The organism is Nonomuraea sp. NPDC049028, from assembly GCF_043197735.1.
Lineage (GTDB): Bacteria > Actinomycetota > Actinomycetes > Streptosporangiales > Streptosporangiaceae > Nonomuraea.
Window position 1 is genome coordinate 477536 of the sequence record NZ_JBICTR010000010.1, and the last position, 21608, is coordinate 499143.

Below are 21608 nucleotides of genomic sequence, written 5' to 3' on the forward strand. Positions count from 1 at the left end.
ACTCATACTTATTCCGGCTAAGCTATCCGGCATGGAGGACGTGGAGCTGTCGGAGCTCCTGCACCGGGTCAGCCGCCGCCTGCGGCACGGTTACGCGCATCGCCTCGCGCCGCTCGGCGTGAACCCCGGGCAGGCGCGGGCGCTGCGCGCGCTCGCCGACGCCGACCGGCCGCTCAGGATGGTGCAGCTCGCCGACGAGCTGAGGATCGTGCCGCGCTCGGTCACGCCGGTCATCGACACCCTGGAGCAGGCGGGCCTGGTGCGCAGGGAGGTCGACCCGGCCAACCGGCGCTCCACGCTGGTTGTGATCACGCCGGCGGGCCGCGAGACGCACGAGCGGTCGCGAGAGGCGCGCAGGCAGGCGGGTCAGGACCTGTTCGCGGTCCTGTCCGAGGACCAGCGCGACCAACTCAAGGAGCTGCTCGGGGTGGTCGACGGCCAGCCACGCTAGGCACCACTCAGCTCTCGACGACCGCGCCGCCTTCGACCGTGCCACCGACGACTGCGCCACCGATGACCGCGCCGCCGACGACCGTGGCGAGGCAGGGCGCCCCGCTCAGCAGGGCGGCGTACGGGTAACGGCCGCGGGCGTCGAACACCGCGAAGTCGGCCCGGCTGCCCGGCCCCAGCGCCCCGATCCGGCCCGCCCCGCTCGACATGCCGAGCGCCCGCGCCCCACCCAGCGTGGCGGCCTCGACCAGCCTGCGGTCAAGTCCCGGAGACCGCTGCCCGCGCCCCTTGGCGTACTGCCTGATGGACCTGGCTAGCGCGAGCAGATCGGCCACCGGGCCGGCCGAGGCGGGGGCGCGGGTGCCGAAGGCGACGCGGTTGCCCTCGTCCAGGAGCGCCGGCAGGTCGTCGGGCGGCGACGGGCAGAGGGCGACCACGCTCTTGCGCAGCCGCAGCAGCTTGCGCTCGCCGGGATCCAGCGGCCGGTCGCAGGCCACATGGCAGTGCGGCCCCAGGATGCCCGCCTCGTCGAGTGCCGCGGGCGAGTGGCGGTCCAGGTCTGCCAGCAGTCGCAGGCCGAAGGTCCTGGCCAGCACCGCCACGTCCTCCAGCACCTGCGGGTCGGGCGTGTACGCGGCGATGCCCACCGTACGCGGCCGATCGACCTCGCGGATCGCGGTGATGACCGCGTCGCGCCCGGTCTCCTCCCATACCTGCTCGGACTCGTACGACACCTCGACATAGGAGACGCCGGGCAGCCGGGCCGGCTCGGCCGGGTCGGCGGCGACGCCGGCCCGCGCGGTCACCCCGGGCGGCGGCACGGCCGCCGTGGCGCAGGCGTCCACCAGCCCCGCCACGATCATCCCCGGCCAGCGTTGCTCCCGGGTGACGGGGAAGTAGGCGAGCAGTTCCTCCCGGAGCCCCACCTGAAGGACGCGTTCGCCTCGGACCGCGACCGCGGCGCCGCGCAGCGGGTCGGCGCCGATCGGCAGCACCAGCGGGGCGGAGTGGAGGACGATGGGCGCGGGCGTGCGCCTGCCGAGTTTCGGCGCTCGGCCAGATGCGGCACGCTTCGCGGACGGCAAGAGGACCTCCCGTCGGATGACCTGCTGGATTTACCCGCTGGGCTTAGACCTTCTGGTCTTTACCTGCTGGACTTTCCTTCCTGGGCATTAAACGTGAGCTGGGCCAGGCATGCAATCACGTGCCGGGCCGAGCTTCCCTGGGCCGGTAGCTGCCGGAGAGCCGGGCGAGCTTGAGGCTGAGATGCAGGGCCAGCCGCTCGCCGCCGTCCTTCAGGTCGGTGCGGGCCAGCTCCTCCAGCCGCTGCAGCCGGTAGTACAGGGAGGTGCGGTGCAGGCGCAGCGCCCGCGACGTGGCCACCGCGCTGCCCGCCAGATCCAGGTACGTCTCCAGCGTCTCCAGCAGCGGCAGGTACTGATCGTCGGCGAGCAGCTCCGCCAGCCCCGGATGCAGCTCGTGGTGCGGAAGATGAGTGAGCATCCGGTAGACGCCGAGCCGGGCCCACTCCACCGATCGCCCGAGATCGGGCACCCGGGCGGCCACCTCGGCCGCGTGCCGCGCCTCCGTGTACGACTCGGCGGCCTCGGCGAGTGCCGGCCTGGCCCGCCCGATCCCGACCACCACCGGGATCGACATCGCCGCGTGCAGTTCGTCGGCCGCCATCGCGCCGCCCGCGGTCAGCAGCACGGCGTGGTCGTAGCGGACCAGGTGCAGCGGGTGGTGCCCGCTCAGCCGCCGCCGCAGCGCGAGCAGGCCCTGCTCCAGCGCGAGCCGCAGCGCCTCGTCCGGCTCGTCCGACAGCGGCCTGGCCACCAGTACGGTCACCGGCTGGGCCTGCGGGAAGGCGCCGGCCTCGATCAGCTGCCGGGCCGAGTCCCGCTCGCCGAGCAGCAGGCCGGTGACCGCCTCCAACTCCCGGTGCGAGGCCAGCCCCGTGGCCAGGCTCTCGTGGTAGAGCGTCAGGGCAAGGGCGGGCGCCGCCGCGGCGGCCTCGGCGATCCGCGCGCCGGACATGGCCGGGCCGGCGTCGATGAACCAGAGGAAGCCCAGCAGCCCGGCCTCGTGCCGTACCGGAACGCAGACCCGGGGGAGCAGGCCCAGGTGCGACGCGCCCGGGATGCGTAACGGCCCGGTGGCTTCGTGGATCCCGGCGGAGCGTACCCACTGGCGTACCTCGGGCGTGGAGTGCCTGCGCAGGATCGAGTCGCGGCGGACGTCGTCCATCGCGCCGTTCTGCTCGCTGTAGGCGACGACGCGTTGCACGCGGTCCTCCAGCAACAGCGGTCTGTCAAGGCGAGCGGCCAGCTCGTCCACGGTCCGCTGGAGATCCGCCACCACGTCACCTGGATATTTCGTCATTTGTCGGAGGACACGCCACAAGTCTTCCCTACAACTGATCGGTGATCTCCGTCAACTTCGTCTATAACGTCGATCCGTGATTGCCCCCAAGAAGCTGCTGAAAGGTCTGCTGGCGGCCCTCGTGCTGATTCCGATGAGCCTTGTGGCGACCCCGGCTTCCGCAGCACCCCCCACAGACGATCCCGAGTACCCCTGGCGGCAGAACCACTGGCCGCAGACCCAGCCCTGGCAACAGGACGCGCCTTCGGACGCCCAGTCGCTGCGCAGCCGCTCGGTGGGCGGCATCGAGCCCATCGACCCGCAGAACTGGGAGAACCCCGACCACATGACGTGGGCGGACTACAAGAAGGTGCCGGGCACCCGCTGGAACGACCCGGCCGTCAAAGGCTCCAAGCGCACCTTCAAGGGCGCGCTGGTGCTCCTGGACTACCCGAACCAGCCGTTCGTGGTCACCCAGCCCAAGAACTCGACGATCTACCGCAACCCGAGCGCCGAGGCCCACGACATCCCGCGTGACCAGGTGGCGAAGTTCTACCAGGACTTCCTCAACACCCCGAACGACCTCAACAAGGGTCACACCATCCACGAGTACTGGATGGAGGACTCCGGTGGGCGTTACGGGGTCGAGCTGACCGGCTTCGGGCCGTACACCATGCCGGGCAAGGATCACGAGTACGCCATGGAGTTCCAGGGCGGCACCGCCTGCCCGGCGGGCGACTCGTGCGACAAGAACCTGCGTACCGACGGTCACGCCGCGTTCGTCGGCGCGATCGGCGAAGAGGCGGCCAAGCAGTTCGACTTCATCTTCTACGTGAGCGCCGGCCAGGACGAGTCGTCCACCTGGCAGGAGTTCGGGATGATGAAATTTCCCACCAAGGAGGACGTGACCGACGAGTGGGGTCCGCCCGACCCCGCCCTGCCGAACTGGGCCCAGACCCGCTACGTCGACTGGACCTCCTGGCAGGCCGGCTCCAACTTCTGGCCCAACGCCAACATCGGCGTCGACTCCGTCCAGGCCGAGAGCTCCGGCATGGCCGTCTACGCCCACGAGTTCAGCCACATCCTCGGCGTACTGGACAACTACAACAACCCGTACGGCGTCCCGCCCCGCCGCGCCTACACCGGCATCTGGGAGATGCTCAGCCGGGGCAGCTTCAACGGCCCCGGCGGCCCGCACTCCCGCTGGCTGATCCCGCCGACCTCCGGCGCGTCCATGGGCGCCCAGCACATGCTGCGCAACAAGATCAAGCTGGCGATGGTCGACGAGCAGAACGTGCTGCGCCTGTCCCGTGAGGCCCTCGACGAGTCGGGCCTGGTCAAGGCCAGGGTCATCGCCCGCGAGGTGCAGCCGGGCCAGAACGAGCTGTCGGGCGTCAACATCTCCTTCGACACCGGTGACAAGAGCCCGGCCTGCAGCACGCAGACCAACCCGCTCTGCGACGGCGGCGGCTACGAGAACTACACGGTCGAGGTCGTCGACCGGGTCGGCACCGACTCCTTCACCCCCGACTCCGGCGTGCTCGTGGCCAAGACCAAGAACCAGGACCGCTCGCCGTTCGAGTGGGTGATCGACGCCAACCCGCAGGACATCGGGATGACCGACTACGTCATGCCCGACGGGACCAAGGTGCCGATCACGATCGGCGACTACCGCCAGCTGTCGGACGCCCTCTTCCACGCGGGCACCGGCTCCGGCAGCCAGTACGAGTACGTCGACCAGGCCAACCGCCTGCACTTCTACGTGACCGACCTGAAGCGCGACCGCAAGGGCACGCTGTCGTACACGGTCGCGATCCGCTCCCTCGACGGCGCGGGCCCGCAGAAGCGCGGCGTCAAGCTGCTGCCCGCGGCCGGGATCCCGGCCGGCAAGGGCGTGACGACCTGCAAGTTCCCGCTGTTCAACACCGGTAAGGCGGCCCCGGCGCAGGGGCAGCACCCCGAGGACGTCAGCGCCTTCCTCAACTCCGACGTCTACCGGCTCAAGGCCGAGGTGCAGGGCAAGGGCTGGACCGCCCAGCTGCCCAACGCCCTGGCCGCCGTCGACTTCGGCAAGCAGGAGGCGGTCACGGTCAACGCCGTGCGCGCCTCGGGTGGTGACCGGCTCGCCAAGGTCAAGCTCACCGCGACGTCGGAGAGCGACCCGGCCAAGACGGTGACGGCCACCTGTCCGGTGATCGGCCTCTAGCTTAAGGACGGGGTACGGCTGGCGCGGGCCGTACCCCATCCGCTTGAATCACCCCCGGAGGTGGTCCTTGACAGGGCAGCTGCCGGAGAAGCGGCGTTCGGGGCGTAGGAAGATGCCACTGGCCGCGCCGATCTCGGCGGGCCTCGCGGCCGCGGCGGCCAGCATCCTGGCCGCCTCCGTCGAGTGGGACATCCCGCCCATGGCAAAGGTGGGCGTGACGATGACGGCGGCGCTCCTCGTCGGCCTGACCACTTGGGCCACGACCGAGGCGCGGCCCAAGCGCGAGGCAGCGGCCGAGCCGTCCTCGCGTCCCCCGGACCAGTGGCCGCCCGTGCCCGAGCACTTCACCGGGCGCGTCGAGTCGCTCGCCGAGCTGCGGACGGTCTTCGGCGAGCGGCGCAAGTCCAAGGCCGGCGATGTCTCGCCGCCGCTGGTCGTCTCCGTGTACGGCCGGGGCGGCGTCGGCAAGTCGGCGCTGACGGCCAGGTTCGGGCAGGAGGTCGCCGGGGCGTTCCCCGACGGGCGCCTCTACGCGGACCTGCGGGGCGGCGTCGACGCCCCGGTGCGCCCGGAGGAGGTGCTGATCGGGTTCCTGCGCGCGCTGGGCGTCCGGCTGACCACCGATCCCGGCGGCCTCGACGAGCTGCGCAAGCTCTGGCTGACCTGGACCAAGGACCGCAGGATCCTCATCGGCCTCGACAACGCGCACGGCGCCGACCAGGTCAAGCCGCTGATCCCGGCCGAGCCGGGCTGCGCCGTGCTGGTCAGCTCGCGCCAGCCGCTGTTCCTCAACGGCACCTACGACACCCAGCTGGGCGTCTTCAGCGAGGCCCACGGCGTGGAGCTGCTGGCCAGGCTGGCCGGCGGCGACCGGGTGGTCGACGACCTCGCCTCGGCCAAGGAGATCGTCCGGATCTGCGACTACCTGCCGCTGGCGATCAACATCTGCGGCGGCCGGCTGGCCACCCGCGAGCACTGGACGCTGCGCGAGATGGCCGACCGCCTGGCCGACGAGCGCCGCCGCCTCGACCAGCTCGAACTCGCGCAGACCGTCGACAAGAGCGTGCGCGCCTCCGTGCAGCTCAGCTACGACGACTGCACCGGCATGCAGCGCCGCCTGCTGCGTCTGCTGTCCGCGCTCACCTCGCCCGACGTGCCCGGTTGGGTGGCCGGCGAGCTGCTCGACATCTCCGGGCTCGACGGCGCCGACCAGCTGGAGGCGCTGATCGACGCGCAGCTCGCCGAGAGCTCGGGCGTCGACCAGACCGGCGCCATGCGCTACCGCCTGCACGACCTGGTCCGGCTGTTCGCCACCGAGCTGGCCGAGGATGACGACCAGGGCCGGCGCCGGGCCGCGATCGAGCGGGTGCTGTACGGCTACCGCCGCCGCGCGGAGGAGGCGGCCCAGGAACGCTGGCCGCAGGACTGGAGCCGCGGCGGGCGCCGCTCCGGCATCGAGGGGCAGACGCACGCGGGCGACTGGCTCAACGCCGAGCGGCTCTCGTTGCTCGCCATGATCAACCTGGCCAGGAGCTTGGAGCTGTGGGAGCTGACCTCGGGGCTGGCCAGGGCGTTCTGCTCGCTGTGCCACTCGCTGCGCGCCTACTGGACCGACTGGCACGCCGTGGCCGAGGCGGGCTGCGAGGCCGCGCGGCGCACCGGCGACCGGCGCGCCCTGGGCATCGCGCTGCTCGACCGCGCGGCCGTGCAGGGCGGTCTCGGCGGGCACGAGCAGGGCCGGGCGGGCGCCGAGCAGGCGCTGGAGATCTTCACCGACCTGGGCGAGACGTGGTGGGCGGCCCGGGCGATGCGGGCGATCGGCATGGCCCTGTTCAACGACGGCCACCTCGACCGCGCGCAGTCCTACCTGATCGGGGCCATCACCTCCTTCAAGGGCGAAGAGGACGTCTGGTGGATGGCCCGCACCCAGCGCAACCTCGCCGAGATGCGGCTGGCCGAACGACGGCCCGAGGAGGCCAGGGAGCTGCTCGAAGACGCCCTTGAGGTGTTCAAGCACGCGGGCAACCGCTACTCCGAGGCCCAGACGCTCCGTGCCTACGGCGAGGTGCTCGCCGCGCAGGCCCGCGGCCGGCACCGCGAAGGCGAGCACCGGGCGGCTCTGGAGGGCTTCACCAAGGCCGGCTTCAGCCTCGACCGCGCCGCCGAGATGTTCCGCCAGCGGGGCGAGCTGTGGGAGGAGGCCCGTTGCCTGCGCGCCGCCGGTGAGGTCGGCGACCCGTCCAACGGGCTTCGCGAGCTCGACTTCGTCCGGCGGGCGGAGGAGATCCTGGTGGCCCTCGGCGACTCCTGGGGAGTGGCGCGCACGGCGCTTTCGGCCGGGCGGGCGCTGGCCAGGCTGGGCCGGATCGAGGAGTCGGAGCGTGAGCTACGCCGGGCCGTACATGCCTTCGAGGAGCTCGACGACCGGTGGTGGATGGCGCTCAGCCTGCGCTACCTCGGCGAGGCGCACCTCGACTCGGGCGGGCCGCGCGCGGCCGTCGAGCCCCTGACCCAGGCCAGGGACATCTACCGCAGCCTCGGCAACGAGGCCGGCATGCGCAGGACGCTGGAGCTGCTGAGGAAGGTGGAGTCCTGATCAGGGGAGCGGAGCTCTGATCAGTTCACCGGCGGCCTGCCGGGCCTGGAAGATGCTCTCCTCGAACAGCTTGCGCACATGCGCGGCCTGGTCGGACAGCTCCCTGATGTGCGTACGAGCCTGCTCGTCGTGGACGGTCTCGGCGATCAGCTGCTGGTAGTCCGGCGTCCGCGCGGCCAGCGCCTCCAGCCGCCGGTGCGCGTGGAAGACCTTGTCCGCCTTGACCACCTGCTTGGCGTACTTCTCCAGGTGGCGCACCCGCCGCGACAGCGACGTCCAGGCCGCGTCCAGCGCGGTGGTGTACGGCTTGAAGGCGTCCTCCATGCCGGTGGGCAGGTCGCGGGGGATGAGCCGGCCGTGCTCGGCGTGCATGGACGACAGCTTGGCCAGCCGCTGGGCGATCTGCCACACCTCCTCCGGCAACGTCACCCGATTGTCGATGGTGTCGATCAGCCCTGCCCTGTTCACCTGGGAGTTCAGGATCGCGTCCACGGCGTCCTGGGCGCGGCGAAGCAGCATCTGGCAGGGATAGTCGAGATCTTCGGGTAGGACGTAGTGGGCGGCGTACTCGGAGGCGAGCCGGAGACGCTTCTTGGCCGCCCGGTTCGTCGAGTCCACAGCCATCCACCGCAGCAGCGCGATCAGGCTCATCCCGAGCGCGGCCACGATCGCACCGCTCGTGTCGGTCACGGCCCAGATCATCATCAGGAGCGCCGGAAGGACGAGGAGCAGGACGGGATTGAAAGAGGAGCCCATCTGCCGGCCGGTTCTGGCCATGCGGAGAAGGTGCGGGCTGGATCGCAGCTGGATGGAGATGTCCGGAGGCAGGGATGGGTCGATCACCAGCCTCGGGGGCAGAGCACGCGGATCCATACCGTTCATGCTGCGTTATGAACCTCGAATCCGCTCATTTTTAAGCGACATATAGGGTCTAATCAATGAACGAGATGACGCGATGGATCGATCTGGAAGGCGCCGTCAACGTGCGCGACCTGGGTGGACTCACCACCCATGACGGCGGCGTCACCCGCTACGGACGGATTTTTCGGGCGGACAATCTCCAAGGGCTCACCGACAAGGACGTGTCCCGGCTGGTCGGCGAGCTCAAACTGCGCCACGTCGTGGACCTCCGCTCCAACGCCGAGGTCGCGCTGGAGGGCCCCGGCCCGCTGACCCGGATGCCCGAGGTGACGCATCACCATCTGACCCTGTTCGCCGAGGGAGGCAGGCACACCGACGTCGAGGCCGACACCATCGACGGCGACCGGGTGCTGCCCTGGCAGGAGCGTCAGCTGGACGAGGACCTGCGGATGACCGGTTTCTACTACGGCTACCTGCGGGACCGGCCCGACGCGGTGGTGGCCGCGCTGCGGGCGATGGCGCTGAACGACGGCGCGGCCGTGGTGCACTGCGCGGCCGGCAAGGACCGCACCGGGGTGCTGTCGGCGTTGGCCCTGGAGGTGACGGGCGTCACCCGGGAGGGGATCATCGCCGACTACGTGGCCACCGGGGAGCGGCTGGAGCAGGTGCTGCGGCGGCTGCGGGGCAGCGCCACGTACCGCGACGACCTCGACTCACGGCCCGCAGACGACCACATGCCGCGGGCGCGGTACATGGAGCAGTTCCTGTCGGTGCTGGACGAACGGTTCGGCGGGCCGGCGGCGTGGCTGGAGTCACACGGGTGGACGGAGGCCGACACGGAGATGATGCGGGCCCGCCTACGCGAGTAGGCCCTCCGGCCGTCCTTCCTTGGGACGCCTGCCGCGATGAGCCGTCTGCTCCCGCTCCCCCCGGAGGGGGCGTCCCTCCAAGGACCCCAGCCACCACGGACCGTTGTCGTCCGCCCCTCCGGAGGGGGTTCCCTTCCTGGGACCTCAGCCACTACAGGTCGGTTTCTTTCGCTCCCCCGGAGGGGGTATCCCTCCAAAAGGACCTCAGCCACCACAGACCGTCACCGGGGACCGAGACGGTCGTGTGACGACGCATCAGGTTCTTTCAGCCGCACCCTGCCGCAGCCGCACGACAACGCGCTCGCCCGCCGACCGGCGGGCCGCCTCGATGACGGTCAGCGCGTCGATCACGCTGCCGGGGCTCACCGGCGGCGGCGTGCCCGCGCGCAGGCAGGACTCGACGCCGCGGTAGAAGTCGAGATACGCCCCAGCCTCAGTGCGGACCGCAGTTTTGTCGTCTTCTGTCCCGACAAGCCCCCACATCGTCTCGCTCTCCTCGCCGAACCCCGGCGAGTCGGGCGAGATCCCGGCGCGCAGCCGTTCCTCCTGCACGTCCATCCCGTACTTGACGTACGCCCCCCGCGACCCGAGCACCCGGAACCGCGGCCCGCCCTGAGCGGCCAGCGCACCCGCCCACAGGTGTGACCGGGCGCCACTGACGTGGGACAGCGCGATGAACGTGTCGTCGTCGGCCGCCACCCCCTCGCGCCGGATGTCACTCTCCGCGTAGACGTCGCGCACCGGGCCGAGCAGTTGCAGCGCCTGGTCCACCAGGTGGCTGCCCAGGTCGTAGAGCAGGCCGCCGACCTCCTCGGGGCCGCCGGCCTCACGCCAGCCGCCCTTAGGTACCGGCCGCCAGCGCTCGAACCGGGACTCCAGGCGCAGGACCTCACCGAAGCGGCCCTCTCCGGTGAGCCGACTCAGGGTGCGGAAGTCGCCGTCCCAGCGCCGGTTCTGGAAGACGGTCAGCATCAGGTCGCGCTCGGCCGCCAGTCGTACGAGCTCGCGGGCCTCCTCGGCGGTACGGGCCAGAGGCTTGTCGACCACGACCGGCTTGCCGCGGGTGAGCGTTTCGGTGGCCACCGACACGTGGGTCTTGTTCGGTGAGGCGACGACCACGAGGTCGCAGCGGTTCCACAGCCCGGCCAATTCGGGCACGGGGACCGCGCCGTAACGGGCGGCCACCTCGTCGGCTCGCGCCGGGTTTCCGGTGACGACGGCGGACAGCCGCAGGCCGGGCGTGGCATGGATCAGGGGCGCGTGGAAGTACGCGCCCGCCGTGCCGTACCCGACCAGACCGACCTCGATCTCGCTCATCGGCCCAGCGTAACGCGAGCCCCCACCGCCCTCTCCCAGCGCGGTGGGATCTCCCGCCATGCGCGGTCAGGCGTGCGGCGGGGGTCTCTCGCCACGCGGCCCGCCGTCGCGGCGGGGGTCTCTCGCCATGCGCGGTCAGGCGTGCGGTGGACTCTCTCGCGTGGTGGGTCCGGCGTGCGGTGGGGACTCACACGTGGTGGGTCCGGCGTGTGGCGGAGGTTGGTCGCCGTCGTCGGTCCAGCGTGCGGTTGGGGGGTCGCTCCCGTCTTCAGCCTGGCGTGCGGCGGGAGCGCCCCGTGGGCTGCCGCCGCCGCTACTACTCGTCGTCGCGTTCGGCCAGGAAGCGTTCGAACTGGGCGGCGAGTTCGTCGCCCGTGGGCATCGGGGTGGCCTCGGCGATCAGGTTCTCGCGGTCGGTGCCGCCCGCGAACGCGTCGTACTGCTGCTCAAGACCGCTGATGGCCGTCGACAGCTCGGTCGAGGCCTGGATCTGCTCCTCGATCTCGGTCGTGGTGCGCTGGGCCGCCTCGCGCAGCGCGTCCAGCGGGAAGAGCAGGCCGGTGCCCCGGGTGACCGCCTCCAGGGCGGCGACCGCGGCGTGCGGGTATTCGGCCTGCGACAGGTAGTGCGGCACGTGGACCGCGTACCCCAGCGCGTCGTGCCCCTGGGACCCGAGCCGGAACTCGATCAGGGCGGCCACGCTGGCCGGCACCTGTACCCGGCCGAAGGAGCTGGTCTGGGCGTTGATCAGCTCGGGACGGCTGGCGTGCATGGTGATGCCGAGTGGCCGGGTGTGCGGGACCGCCATCGGGATGCCGTGCAGCGTGACAATCTTGCTGATCTTCAGCTGGTCGATGAGGGCGCCGACCGCCCGGGTGAACAGCTCCCACTCACGGTCCGGCTCGGGTCCGTTCATCACCAGGAAGGGGGTGCCGGTGGCGTCCTTCGCGGCGTAGACGGCCAGTTCGGGGCTCTCGCACTCGACCCATCTGTCGGTGTCGAAGGTCATGATGGGCCGCCGCGAGCGATAGTCGAGGAGGCGATCCACATCGAACGTCGCCACGGTCCGGTGCTCCAGCTCAGCCAGCAGGTGGCCCAGCGCGAGGCGCCCGGCACCACCGGCGTCGACGAAGCCGTCGAAGTGGTACAAGAGCACGGGATCGGCCAGCTCGGGCGCATCTTCTGCGAGCTTGTAGAGATCCGTCGGGTCGAACACGGTTGGACAGCCTTTCCCTAGGTACTCTCTCCAGAACCTACGACGAGCCGCAACGATTCCGTGCAAGGCACCCTATCGAGGGAGAATGGTGGACATGGACGAGGATCCGGAGCTCGAAGAGTTCGCGACACGGATGTTCGACCTGGCCAGGGCGGGCGACACGGAGACGTTGCGCGCCTACGTGGACGCCGGGGTTCCGGCAAATCTCACCAATAGCAAAGGTGACACTTTGCTGATGCTTGCGGCTTATCACGGTCACGCCGCGACCGTCCGGATGCTCGCCGAGCTGGGCGCCGACCCGGGAAGAGCGAACGACCGTGGCCAGACACCTCTGGCGGGTGCCGTGTTCAAGAAGGAGTCTGCCGTGGTCAGAGCGTTGCTCGACGCGGGCGCGGATCCGGCGGCCGGAGCCCCCTCGGCGGTGGACACGGCGCGGATGTTCGCGAACGACCAGTTCCTTGAATGGTTCCGGCAAATCAGCACATAGCGTGAAATATGGCGAAATGTCCGGGAAGTTATCGAGTGTGGCCTTTCGAACAGTCCATCGTCATGCTGGGAAGGTGGTTACTTCTGCGCACTCCTTCAGTAGGCGACCGCTTCGCATCCCTCCATTGCCATGCCCGTTCCCGAACGAGATCAACGTGCACGCCACAGAGATCGACTCGGAAAGCCACGCATGGCTGGCCGCCTCGCACATGCTCGCCGGAGCCGACACGATCGAGCACTTCCGGCGCTCAAAGATCGGCCTGCTCGCCGCACGTACCAACCCCACCGTGCCGCGGGACAGTCTCAGGCTGATCAACGACTGGTACAACTGGCTCTTCGCGTTCGACGACGCGTTCTGCGAGGGCGAGCTGATGGGACACCGGGCCTCTGCGCTGGCCCGCGCCCTTCCGCCGCTCCTCGAGATCCTCGACGGCCGCAAGGAGCCGGATGCCACCGACCCGTTCGGGCTCGCCCTGAGCGAGCTGCTCCACCGAATCTCGGACACCGCCACGCCCGCTCAAGTGGACAGATGGCGCATCACGGTAAAGGAGTACCTATTCGCCCAGATCTGGGAGGCGGCCAACCGCGAGGTCGACCTGATCCCCACGCCCGAGGACTACGTGCTCATGCGCCGCATCACCGGGGCCACGTACACCTGCCTCGCGCTCATCGACGCGTGCGGCGGCTACCGGCTGGAAGCGGAGGAATGGCACCATCCGGACGTGCGCGCGCTCTCCGACCTCGCCTGCGACCTCATCGGCTGGGACAATGACCTGCTGTCGTACGCCAAGGAGCGCGGCAACGACAAGGCCCGGCACAACCTCGTCACGGTGCTGGCCACGCACAAGACCCTCACGCTGCAAGAGGCGCTGCAAGAAGTGGCGAACATGCACAACGAAGCCATCGCCGCCTTCCTCGACCGGCGCGCGGCGCTCGACCACTGGGCCTCGTTACCGGTGCACAAGTATGTACGCGGCCTCGAACACTGGGTGCGCGGGCACATCGCGTTCTCGCTCGGCAGCGCCCGCTACGTCCAGGCCTGGCCGACCGGCACGTGCTGGCCGCAGGCCGTCTAGTCGAGATCTCCTGGGGCGTCCAGCTCGCCGAGCGCGAGCGCGGACGCCTCATCGAGATCGAGCCGCGTGCCCTCATCGAAGGCGTTCTTGTAGGAGTCGTCGCCCATCACCTTCTGGCACTCCTTGACGCACTGCTCGTGGTCGCTGGTGAGGAACGGCGCGCCGAGCATGGGCAGGCCGGCCGTCTTCCAGTTCTGATGGAGCGCGCCGAGCAGCCGCGCGGCGAGCGGCGCCTGCTCCATGACGGCGAAGATCCGGGCCGTGGTCTCCAGCACCAGCAGCGTGCCGAGCGTGTCGTGGAAGTGGCGCTTGATCCGCAGTCCCTCACGCGCACTCTGCAGCGCGTCCTCGGCCCGGCCCGTCGCCAGCCGGGTGATGGACAGCGACCACTGCGCGTACGAGCTCAGCCACAGCTCGCCGCGTTCGCGGCACACCTGCAGGCAGTCCTGCAGCAGGGACTCGGCCTCATACAGCTCACCTTGCGCGGACAGCACCAGCGACAGCTCCACGATGGCCGGTAGCAGACCCGGGTTGAGCTCCTTGTTGTCGGTGTTGAACTCGATCGCCACACCCAGCAGCGCGCTGGCCTTCTGCAGGTCACCCTGCAGCAGGGCCGCCGTCCCCTGCATCTTGGAGGCGAGGATGACCGCCTTGGAGTCGCCGACCCTGACCGCCTCGGTGCTGCACTGCTCGGCCGCCGCCAGCGCGCCGGCGCTGTCGCCCTGACCGCTGCGTACGTAGGACAGCACCCAGAGAGCCTTGCACCGCTGCTTGCTCACTCCCGGGTTGGCCTGCAGAGCGCGTTCCAGGTAGAGCCGGCCTTCGCGTACGAATCCGCAGCAGACCCACATGAACCACAGCGACGACAGCAGGGTCAGCGCCAGAATGGATTCCCCTGGCGACCGCAGCGCGTGCTCAAGGGCCACCCGCACGTTGTCGTGCTCCTGGCGCATGCGGACGAACCAGTAGATCTGCCTCGGCCCCGACCAGGCGTCCTCGCTGCGCTGCGCCAGGCTCAGGTAGTACTCCAGATGCCGGTGCCGCATCTGCTCGGTCTGGCCGAGCTTGTCCAGCCACTCCTCGCCGTACTCCGCCAGCGTGTCGATGAGCTTGTAGCGGACCCCGGCGTGATTGCTCCTGATCAGCAGGATCGACTTCTCCACCAGCCCGGTGACCAGGTCGGTGATGTCCTCGGACGGCAGCCGGTCGTCGGAGCACACGAACCTGGCCGCGTCGAGCTCGAAATCGCCCGCGAACACCGACAGCCGCGCCCACAGCAGTCTCTCCGCCGGTTCGCACAACTCGTGGCTCCATCCGATCGCCGCGCGCAGCGTCTGATGGCGCGGTAGTGCCGTACGACTGGCTCCCGCCAGCAGGCTGAACCGGTCGGCCAGCAACCCCAGGATCTGATCGACCGACAGCGCCCGCAGGCGTACGGCCGCCAGCTCGATCGCCAGCGGAATGCCGTCGAGCCGGCGGCACAGCTCGGCCACCGCCCCGATGCTCTGCTCGTCGAGCACGAAATCGGGCATCACCGCGCCGGCCCGAGCCCCGAACAGCTGCACCGACTCATTCGTGAACAGGCTCTCGGTCGGGTCGTCGCCCGGAACCTGCAGCGGCGGCACGGGCACCACGTGCTCGTAGGGCAGGTGCAGCGACTGGCGGCTGGTGGCCAGCACCTTCAGGTTGGGAGCGCGCTCCAGCAGCTCCTCGACCAGCTCGGCGCAGCCCTGCACCAAATGCTCGCAGGTGTCGATGATGAGCAGCATGTCGCGCTCGCCGACCCACTCCGACAGCGACTCGGACTCGGTCCGCGACGACTGGTCGGCGATGCCCAGCGCCGACGCGATGGTGTGCTTGACCATCCCGGCGTCCTGCAACCGGGCCAGGTCGGCGAACCAGACGCCGTCCTCGTACTGGGAGCGGATCTGGTGCGCCAGCCGGAGCACCGTGCGGGACTTACCGACACCGCCGATGCCCGTGACCGTCACCAGCCGCGACTCGGCGAGATGTCGCTTGAGGTTGGCGAGCAAGCGCGTCCGCCCCACGAAGCTGGTCAGCTCCGACGGCAGATTGCCTTCTCGCCGCCAGCCGGTCGGGGTGGCCATGGGCGACCTCACGGGGGATAGGCGACACCTGCTTTGGCATCGTACCCTTGGGGCCCTTCGCCGCACGGGATAAGCCGCGCGGGCCGGGAATGGGTTTGTCCCTCTGAGTAGCATGTATACCGTGAGTGAATTCCTCCCGGAGCAGACGGGCGACGATACGGACCTCGGCTGGGGCGACTGGCGCGACTCCCAGGACACCGACCCGGACTCCTTCTACCTGGACGACAAGCCACCTCACTGGGGGTGACCGTCCGTGAGGCGCGCCTTGGGCGCTGGTAAGGCAGGCAGGCCAGGTACGGAGACCGTCCCGCGGCAGGCCGCCTTGCTACTCCGCCAGAAGTACGTCACCGGCCGGCGCAGACGTCCGCCACCGTGCCGCTGAGGGGCCTGCGCCACCGAAGGCGGGCGGCCCCGGCGGCGGTGGCGGATCTTCCTGCAGCGGCGGGCGTCTCAGCTGACCACGTCCTTGCGGCGGAAGCGGCGGAAGGCCACCGCGATCAGGATGGCCGCGTACGTCACCGACACCGACGCGCCCTTGGCCATGCCGCTCCAGTCGAGCTCCGGTGCGATGGCGTCCAGCCAGGCCGTGTTCCAGAAGGTCGGTAGAAACTCCCGCAGCGACCCCAGCGCCTCCACGGCCTGCAGGATGGTGCTGATGATCCACAGGCCCACCGCCCCGCCCACCGCGCCGAGCGGTGAGTCGGTCATCGTGGAGATGAGGAACGCCAGCGCCGCCACCACCAGCTGGCTCACCAGGGCGTAGCCGATCACGATGCCGAAGCGCGGCAGCACGTCGAGCGCCGGGATCGTCTCACCCGTGCCGGGCACCTGAATGTCGTGCCAGCCGAACGCGAGTGTGCCGGCGAGCAGTGCCATCAGGGGCAGGCAGATCACCGCCGCCGCCGAGTAGCCGAGCGCCACGATGATCTTCTGCCGCAGCAGCCGGTCACGCGGCACCGGCGCGGCCAGTAGGTATCGCAGCGACGACCAGCTGGCCTCGCTCGCCACGGTGTCGCCACAGAACAGGGCGACGGCCACGACCAGCAGGAAGTTGGCCGACACCGACAGGGCGAACGCCGCGAAGTTGAGACCGCCGGCCGTCGCCAGGTCCGAGATGCGCAGCGCCGACTGTTGCTGCCCGCTGGGCTGCGGGCCGAACTGGAAGGCGATCACCAGGATCCACGGCAGCGCGAGCAGCAGCCCGAACATGACGAGCGTGCGCCGCCGCTTGAACTGCCTGACGATCTCGACCCGCAACGGCAACGTCCGGCGGGGCGCGTAGCCGGTCGCCGACCGGGCGGTGGACCCGGTCGCGGAACCTGGCGCGGAGCCTGTCGCGGTCCCTGAGCCGGTCAAGGTCGCGGTCCCGTTTGTGGAGCCGTTTGTGGAGCCGTGGGTCACGACTTCTCTCCGATGAGGTCGAGGAACACGTCTTCGAGGCGCGGCCCATGTCCGTTGGTGGAGGTGGCGGCACTGAGCAGCACTGACACCGGACCCGCCGACACCAGACGGCCTCTGTGCATGACCACCACATGGCTGCACGTCTGTTCGACCTCCGCCAGGAGGTGGCTGGAGACGATCACCGTACGGCCGTCGCGGGCATAGCGCTTGAGCACCTCGCGCATCTCCCTGATCTGGGGCGGGTCGAGGCCGTTGGTGGGTTCGTCGAGGACGAGCAGGTCGGGCAGCCCGAGCATGGCCTGGGCGATCGCCAGCCGTTGCCGCATGCCCTGCGAGTAGGTGCGTACGGCCCGCTCCAGCGCCTTGCCCAGATCCGCGATCTCCAGAGCTTCGTCGAACCGGGCGTCGGCGGCGGGGCGGCCGGTGGCGGCCCAGTAGAGCTCGATGTTGTCGCGGCCGGACAGGTGCGGCAGGAACCCGGGCCCCTCGACGAACGACCCGAGCCTGGACAGTACGGGCGCGCCGGGTGTCACCCGGTCGCCGAAGATGCGGACCTCACCGGCGTCGGGCTGGATGAGGCCCATCATCATGCGCATCGTGGTCGTTTTGCCCGCGCCGTTGGGGCCGAGCAGGCCCAGCACCTGACCGCGCTCGACCCGGAACGACAGGTCGTCCACGGCCAGCTCACCATTGCGGTACGCCTTGGTGAGCCCCCTGATCTCCAACGGCACCTCTTCGCCAGGCACGGGTCCCGTTCCATCGGGCACGGGTTCCGCTCCACCGGGTACACGTCCCGCGCCGGACGGATCGGCGTCCTTCACGAAGACACCGGATCGACCGTTGCCCCGGACGGTGATGGCATGGCCGTCGTCCTCGCCGTGCACGTCGGACGGGCTGCCGTCCTTCTGGACGGTGGCGGTCCGGCGGCGGTCGCGTGCAGCGAGGATCCGGCGGCGGGACGGGGTCCGGCCGGTGGCCATGATGAGCGCGGCCAGCGCGATGGCGGCGAGCGGCATCGCCCACACCCACCACGCCACCCCGGTCGTGGGTGCGGCCAGCGCGGACACCGTCGGTACGGCGAGGGCGGGCGCCGCCAGGCCGACCCGGTAGGAGGCCGGTTCGGCGGGTGTCGCGTAACCCATGTCGGTCGTCGTCACCGCCAGCCGCAGCCGGTGTCCCACCGCGAAGCGGTAGTCGACGGCGGGCAGCGTGACCGTGGCCTCCACGCTGTCGGCGCCCTCCGGAACCGTCACGCGCAGCGGCGAGACCAGCCCGGCGGGCAGGTTGGGCGGCTGTACGGTGTCGGCCACGTCATAGACCTTGGCGAACAGCGTCACCTGGCCCTTGCCGTAGACCTTCAGCTTGACCGAAGGGCTGCCGGTGAGCTGGAGCGGGGCGGTGAGCGGCGCCGACTCGAAGACGGCCACCTGGCCGGGCATGTCGAGCCCGACGCTGAGGTTGGTCGCGCCGCCGCTCCCGCCGAGCAGGCCGCCGGTGCCGGGCACTGTGGAGATGGAGGCGGGTGAGCCGCCGGGCGGGTTGGCGATGTTCTGCTCGGGGCCCTTGAGCGTGACCGCGGTGGTGGCGGTGCCGCCGAGGCCGGGGTAGGCGGCGGACTCGGGGTGGAGCCTGATGCGCTGGCGGGTGCCGGGGTCGCGGCCGCCGTCACGGGTCACGGTGAACCGCTCCGGGACCGGTGAGCCGTCACCCTTGAGGTAGTGGCCGAACCAGCCGGCCGTCTGGTCGTAGAGCCAGTCGGCCTCGCCGTTGCCGCCGTCGTGGCCGCCGTCGAACCAGGCCAGGCTCACCGGCGTGCCCGCGGCGGCGATCGCCTTGGCGTTGGCGTCGGCCTGGCCGAGCGGGAACAGCGAGTCGCGCTGCCCCTGGATGAGCAGCGTCGGCGCCTTGATGCGGCCGGCCACCGTCACCGGGCTGGACTTGCGCAGCAGCTCGATGGCCTCCGGCGTGGCCCGCCCGGTCTTGGCGACCTGCTGGTACATCTCGCAGACCGCGGGCAGGAACCTGCCGCACCTGGCCTGCTCGGCCGTCAGCGGCACGCTCTGCTGACTGAGCGCGCCCAGCCCCTGAGTCGCGCCGAGCCCCTGAGTCGCGCCGCCGCCCTGGACCGGGGCGCCGCGGCCGAAGAAGTAGCCCGCCCACATGCGCTTGAACACGCCGTTGGCCGGACCCTGGCCGCCGCCGTCGGGGAACAGCGAGTCGGCCAGGTCGGCCCAGGTGATCTGCGGCACGATCGCGTCCACGCGGCTGTCATAGGCGGCCGTCATCAGCGCGATGGCTCCGCCGTATGAGCCGCCCGCGATGCCCACACGCGGGTCGCCGGGTGCGTCGAGCCGGACCTCGGGCCGCTTGGCCAGCCAGTCGATGAGCTGCTTGACGTCCTTGACCTCGTAGTCGGCGGAGTTGAGCGCGATCTCGCCGGTCGAACGGCCGAAGCCGCGGGCCGACCAGCTCAGCACCGCGTAGCCGTCCTGCGCCAGTCGCTGAGCCTGCTGGCGCACGCTCTGCTTGCTGCCGCCGAACCCGTGCGCGAGCAGCACGACCGGAGCCTTCCCGCCACCCGCGGCCGGGAAGAACGTCGCGTCGAGCTCGACCCGCTGGTCATCGGCTGGCCCGTCGACGACGGAGATGCGCTGGTCGAGGCCCTTCGCCTCGGGGGCGGACGGCCACACCAGCCACGTCACCACCCCCACGAGGGCGAGTACCGCGACCAGCGCGGCCACACGTTTCATGTGGTTGAGCCTACTTTCCGCACCTGAGAAACCCCTGAGACAGCGGATCAGCCCAAGATCGCGTAGACCGTGGACGCCCGCGCGGCCGGCTCGGCCGCCCCGTCGGCCGTCAGCGTCACGTCGGAGAAGGCCAGCGTCCGGCCGAGTTTGGAGATGCGTACGTCGATGAGCACGTCCTTGCCCGTCACCGGCCGCTGGAACGTCGTCGACTGCTGCACCGTGGTCATCGGCACGAACCCGCCCCTGGCCGAGGAGATCGCGATGACCGTGGCCGTGTCGGCGGCGGCCATCATGGCCTGGCCACACAGGCCGCCGCCCTCTCTGGCCAGCGCGTCGGACCAGGGCAGGCACACCACCGCGTGGCGCTCACCCAGCTCCCGCACGCGCAGCCCGAGCTGCTGGATCCAAGGCGCGAAGTAGTCGCGCAGAATGGCCTCACCGTCTTCTGGAGTCACCCGCTCATCATGCAGGCTGGCAGGCATGAGCGAGGAGACACGGCGAGAGCCTGTGGATAACTTCCTGCCACGGACGCCGCCTGTGGAAAAGCCGCCAGTGAGTGAGGTCTTCCTGCCCGCCACGTACGCGCACGCCGTCCCGTACGACCTCTACGACCGGTTGCGGCGGGAAGCCCCCGTCTGCCGGATTCCCGAACCGGCGGTCGGCCCGTGGCGCGAGGGGCCCGGATACTGGGGCGTGTTCCGGCACGCCGACGTCAAGCACGTGCTGCGCGCGGCCGACGACTTCTCCTCGCACCTGGGCGCCACGCAGATCCGTGACCCCGACACCCCCGCCGACCTGGCCTTCGTGCAGGCGATGATGCTGAACACGGACCCGCCGGACCACTCCCGGCTGCGCAGGATCGTGGCGGCCGCGTTCACGCCGCGCGCGGTGCGGGCGCTGGAGCGGACGATCGCCGAGCGGGCCGCGTCGCTGTTCGCCGCGGGCGGTTGCGACTTCGTGGAGGTCGCCGCCGACCTGCCCGTCTGGACGCTCGCGCACGTCATGGGCGTGCCGGACGAGGACAGGCGGCTGCTGTACGACTGGGCGTCCCGGGTGATCGGCTACCAGGACGCCGACTACGCGGGGCTGTCCACGGCCGACGCCGAGTCGCTCAGCCCGATCGGCCGCCTCGCCACCGCCTCCCGTCCGCGGCTCGGGCCAGGGGTGAACCCCCGCTCCCGGGCGGCATTGGCGGACATGTTCGCGTACGCCCACGCGCTGGCCAAGACCACCCACGGCGAGTCGGTCATGTCGGCCATGAGGGACGGCGGCCTGACCGAGGCGGAGTTCGAGAACATGTTCTTCCTGTTCGCCGTCGCCGGCAACGAGACGCTGCGCAACGGCATCCCCGGCGGCCTGCTCACCCTCCTCGACCACCCCGCCCAGCTGGCCCGGCTGCGCGCCGACCCCGCCCTGCTCGGCTCGGCGGTGGAGGAGATGCTGCGGTTCTGGCCGCCGGTCATGGACTTCCGCCGTACAGCCACCCGCGACCTCACACTCGGCGGCCGGAGCATCCGCGCGGGCGAGAAGGTCGTCGTCTACCACGCCTCCGCCAACCGCGACCCGTCCGTCTTCACCGACCCCGACCGGTTCGACATCGCCCGCACCCCGAACGACCACGTCAGCTTCGGCTTCGGCCCGCACTTCTGCCTCGGCGCCCACCTGGCGCGCGTGCAGTTCCGGGCGGTCTTCGCCGAGCTGCTCGCCTGGGACGTCGAGCTCGCGGGGGCGCCCGTCCGCCTCACGTCCAACTTCCAGAACGGACTCAAACACCTGCCCGTACGGCTGAGTCACCGAGGAAAGCCGTCGACCTCCGCCTGACCATGAGCGCCGGTCTCGATGCCTTCGACGGCAGAACAACAGCACGAGGGACATGCACGTATTGCTCCGGAAGAAGGCATCGTAAGATTT

The 21608-nt window shown here is 70.5% G+C and carries 17 protein-coding genes; 8 read left to right on the plus strand and 9 right to left on the minus strand.

Going from position 1 to position 21608, the window contains the following annotated elements; genetic code table 11:
• Nucleotides 1–31 precede the first annotated feature (31 nt).
• A complete protein-coding gene (locus ACGFJ2_RS38770; protein ID WP_357940610.1) occupies nt 32–451 on the plus strand; it encodes a MarR family transcriptional regulator in 420 nt (139 codons plus the stop codon).
• A gap of 7 nt (nt 452–458) precedes the next feature.
• Here ACGFJ2_RS38770 and ACGFJ2_RS38775 read toward each other — a convergent pair whose 3' ends face one another.
• Nucleotides 459–1535 carry an amidohydrolase family protein gene (locus ACGFJ2_RS38775; protein WP_393477060.1) on the minus strand — a complete coding sequence of 359 codons (1077 nt, stop codon included), beginning with the start codon at nt 1533–1535 and terminating at the stop codon, nt 459–461.
• Between the two features lie 115 nt (nt 1536–1650).
• Nucleotides 1651–2832 carry a PucR family transcriptional regulator gene (locus ACGFJ2_RS38780; RefSeq protein ID WP_393477063.1) on the minus strand — a complete coding sequence of 394 codons (1182 nt, stop codon included), beginning with the start codon at nt 2830–2832 and terminating at the stop codon, nt 1651–1653.
• 76 nt (nt 2833–2908) lie between these two features.
• On the opposite strand from ACGFJ2_RS38780, the gene ACGFJ2_RS38785 reads away from it, so the two are divergent.
• Together ACGFJ2_RS38785 and ACGFJ2_RS38790 are read left to right on the plus strand one after the other, a co-directional pair.
• The gene (locus ACGFJ2_RS38785; protein WP_357940615.1) at nt 2909–5017 is read left to right on the plus strand and encodes a M6 family metalloprotease domain-containing protein; all 2109 of its coding nucleotides are present in this window, start codon (nt 2909–2911) and stop codon (nt 5015–5017) included.
• A 67-nt stretch (nt 5018–5084) separates the two neighbouring features.
• Complete coding sequence (locus tag ACGFJ2_RS38790; RefSeq protein WP_358175002.1) at nt 5085–7613, plus strand: tetratricopeptide repeat protein; 2529 nt, start codon at nt 5085–5087, stop codon at nt 7611–7613.
• Here ACGFJ2_RS38790 and ACGFJ2_RS38795 read toward each other — a convergent pair whose 3' ends face one another.
• Nucleotides 7614–8486, minus strand: a complete 873-nt coding sequence (locus ACGFJ2_RS38795; RefSeq protein ID WP_357940619.1) for a hypothetical protein — start codon at nt 8484–8486, stop codon at nt 7614–7616.
• Between the two features lie 65 nt (nt 8487–8551).
• On the opposite strand from ACGFJ2_RS38795, the gene ACGFJ2_RS38800 reads away from it, so the two are divergent.
• A complete protein-coding gene (locus ACGFJ2_RS38800; protein WP_357940621.1) occupies nt 8552–9343 on the plus strand; it encodes a tyrosine-protein phosphatase in 792 nt (263 codons plus the stop codon).
• 255 nt (nt 9344–9598) lie between these two features.
• On the opposite strand, the gene ACGFJ2_RS38805 is transcribed toward ACGFJ2_RS38800, so the two are convergent.
• Both ACGFJ2_RS38805 and ACGFJ2_RS38810 read right to left on the minus strand, forming a co-directional pair.
• Nucleotides 9599–10660 (minus strand): Gfo/Idh/MocA family oxidoreductase, encoded by a 1062-nt coding sequence (locus ACGFJ2_RS38805; protein ID WP_393477069.1) that lies wholly within the window; start codon nt 10658–10660, stop codon nt 9599–9601.
• 316 nt (nt 10661–10976) lie between these two features.
• Nucleotides 10977–11876 carry a proteasome assembly chaperone family protein gene (locus ACGFJ2_RS38810; RefSeq protein WP_393477072.1) on the minus strand — a complete coding sequence of 300 codons (900 nt, stop codon included), beginning with the start codon at nt 11874–11876 and terminating at the stop codon, nt 10977–10979.
• An 85-nt stretch (nt 11877–11961) separates the two neighbouring features.
• Between ACGFJ2_RS38810 and ACGFJ2_RS38815 the strand changes: the two genes are divergently transcribed.
• Complete coding sequence (locus tag ACGFJ2_RS38815) at nt 11962–12363, plus strand: ankyrin repeat domain-containing protein (protein ID WP_357940627.1); 402 nt, start codon at nt 11962–11964, stop codon at nt 12361–12363.
• A gap of 154 nt (nt 12364–12517) precedes the next feature.
• Complete coding sequence (locus tag ACGFJ2_RS38820; protein WP_393477075.1) at nt 12518–13438, plus strand: hypothetical protein; 921 nt, start codon at nt 12518–12520, stop codon at nt 13436–13438.
• On the opposite strand, the gene ACGFJ2_RS38825 is transcribed toward ACGFJ2_RS38820, so the two are convergent.
• Entirely contained in the window at nt 13435–15558 is a 2124-nt protein-coding gene (locus ACGFJ2_RS38825; RefSeq protein WP_393477078.1) for an ATP-binding protein, read from the minus strand. The genes ACGFJ2_RS38820 and ACGFJ2_RS38825 overlap by 4 nt on opposite strands.
• Before the next feature lie 109 nt (nt 15559–15667).
• Between ACGFJ2_RS38825 and ACGFJ2_RS38830 the strand changes: the two genes are divergently transcribed.
• Entirely contained in the window at nt 15668–15793 is a 126-nt protein-coding gene (locus ACGFJ2_RS38830; protein WP_284734980.1) for a hypothetical protein, read from the plus strand.
• A gap of 203 nt (nt 15794–15996) precedes the next feature.
• Here ACGFJ2_RS38830 and ACGFJ2_RS38835 read toward each other — a convergent pair whose 3' ends face one another.
• Genes ACGFJ2_RS38835 through ACGFJ2_RS38845 form a run of 3 tightly spaced genes read right to left on the minus strand, consistent with a single transcriptional unit; the run spans nt 15997 to nt 20152 of the window.
• Entirely contained in the window at nt 15997–16902 is a 906-nt protein-coding gene (locus ACGFJ2_RS38835; protein WP_358175011.1) for an ABC transporter permease subunit, read from the minus strand.
• 41 nt (nt 16903–16943) lie between these two features.
• Nucleotides 16944–19697, minus strand: a complete 2754-nt coding sequence (locus tag ACGFJ2_RS38840) for a CocE/NonD family hydrolase (protein ID WP_393477081.1) — start codon at nt 19695–19697, stop codon at nt 16944–16946.
• Between the two features lie 47 nt (nt 19698–19744).
• Nucleotides 19745–20152: a PaaI family thioesterase gene (locus ACGFJ2_RS38845; RefSeq protein WP_225289115.1), complete on the minus strand. Its 408-nt coding sequence runs from the start codon at nt 20150–20152 to the stop codon at nt 19745–19747.
• 97 nt (nt 20153–20249) lie between these two features.
• Here ACGFJ2_RS38845 and ACGFJ2_RS38850 point away from each other — a divergent pair, with 97 nt between their 5' ends.
• Complete coding sequence (locus tag ACGFJ2_RS38850) at nt 20250–21518, plus strand: cytochrome P450 (protein WP_357940638.1); 1269 nt, start codon at nt 20250–20252, stop codon at nt 21516–21518.
• Nucleotides 21519–21608: the final 90 nt, after the last annotated feature.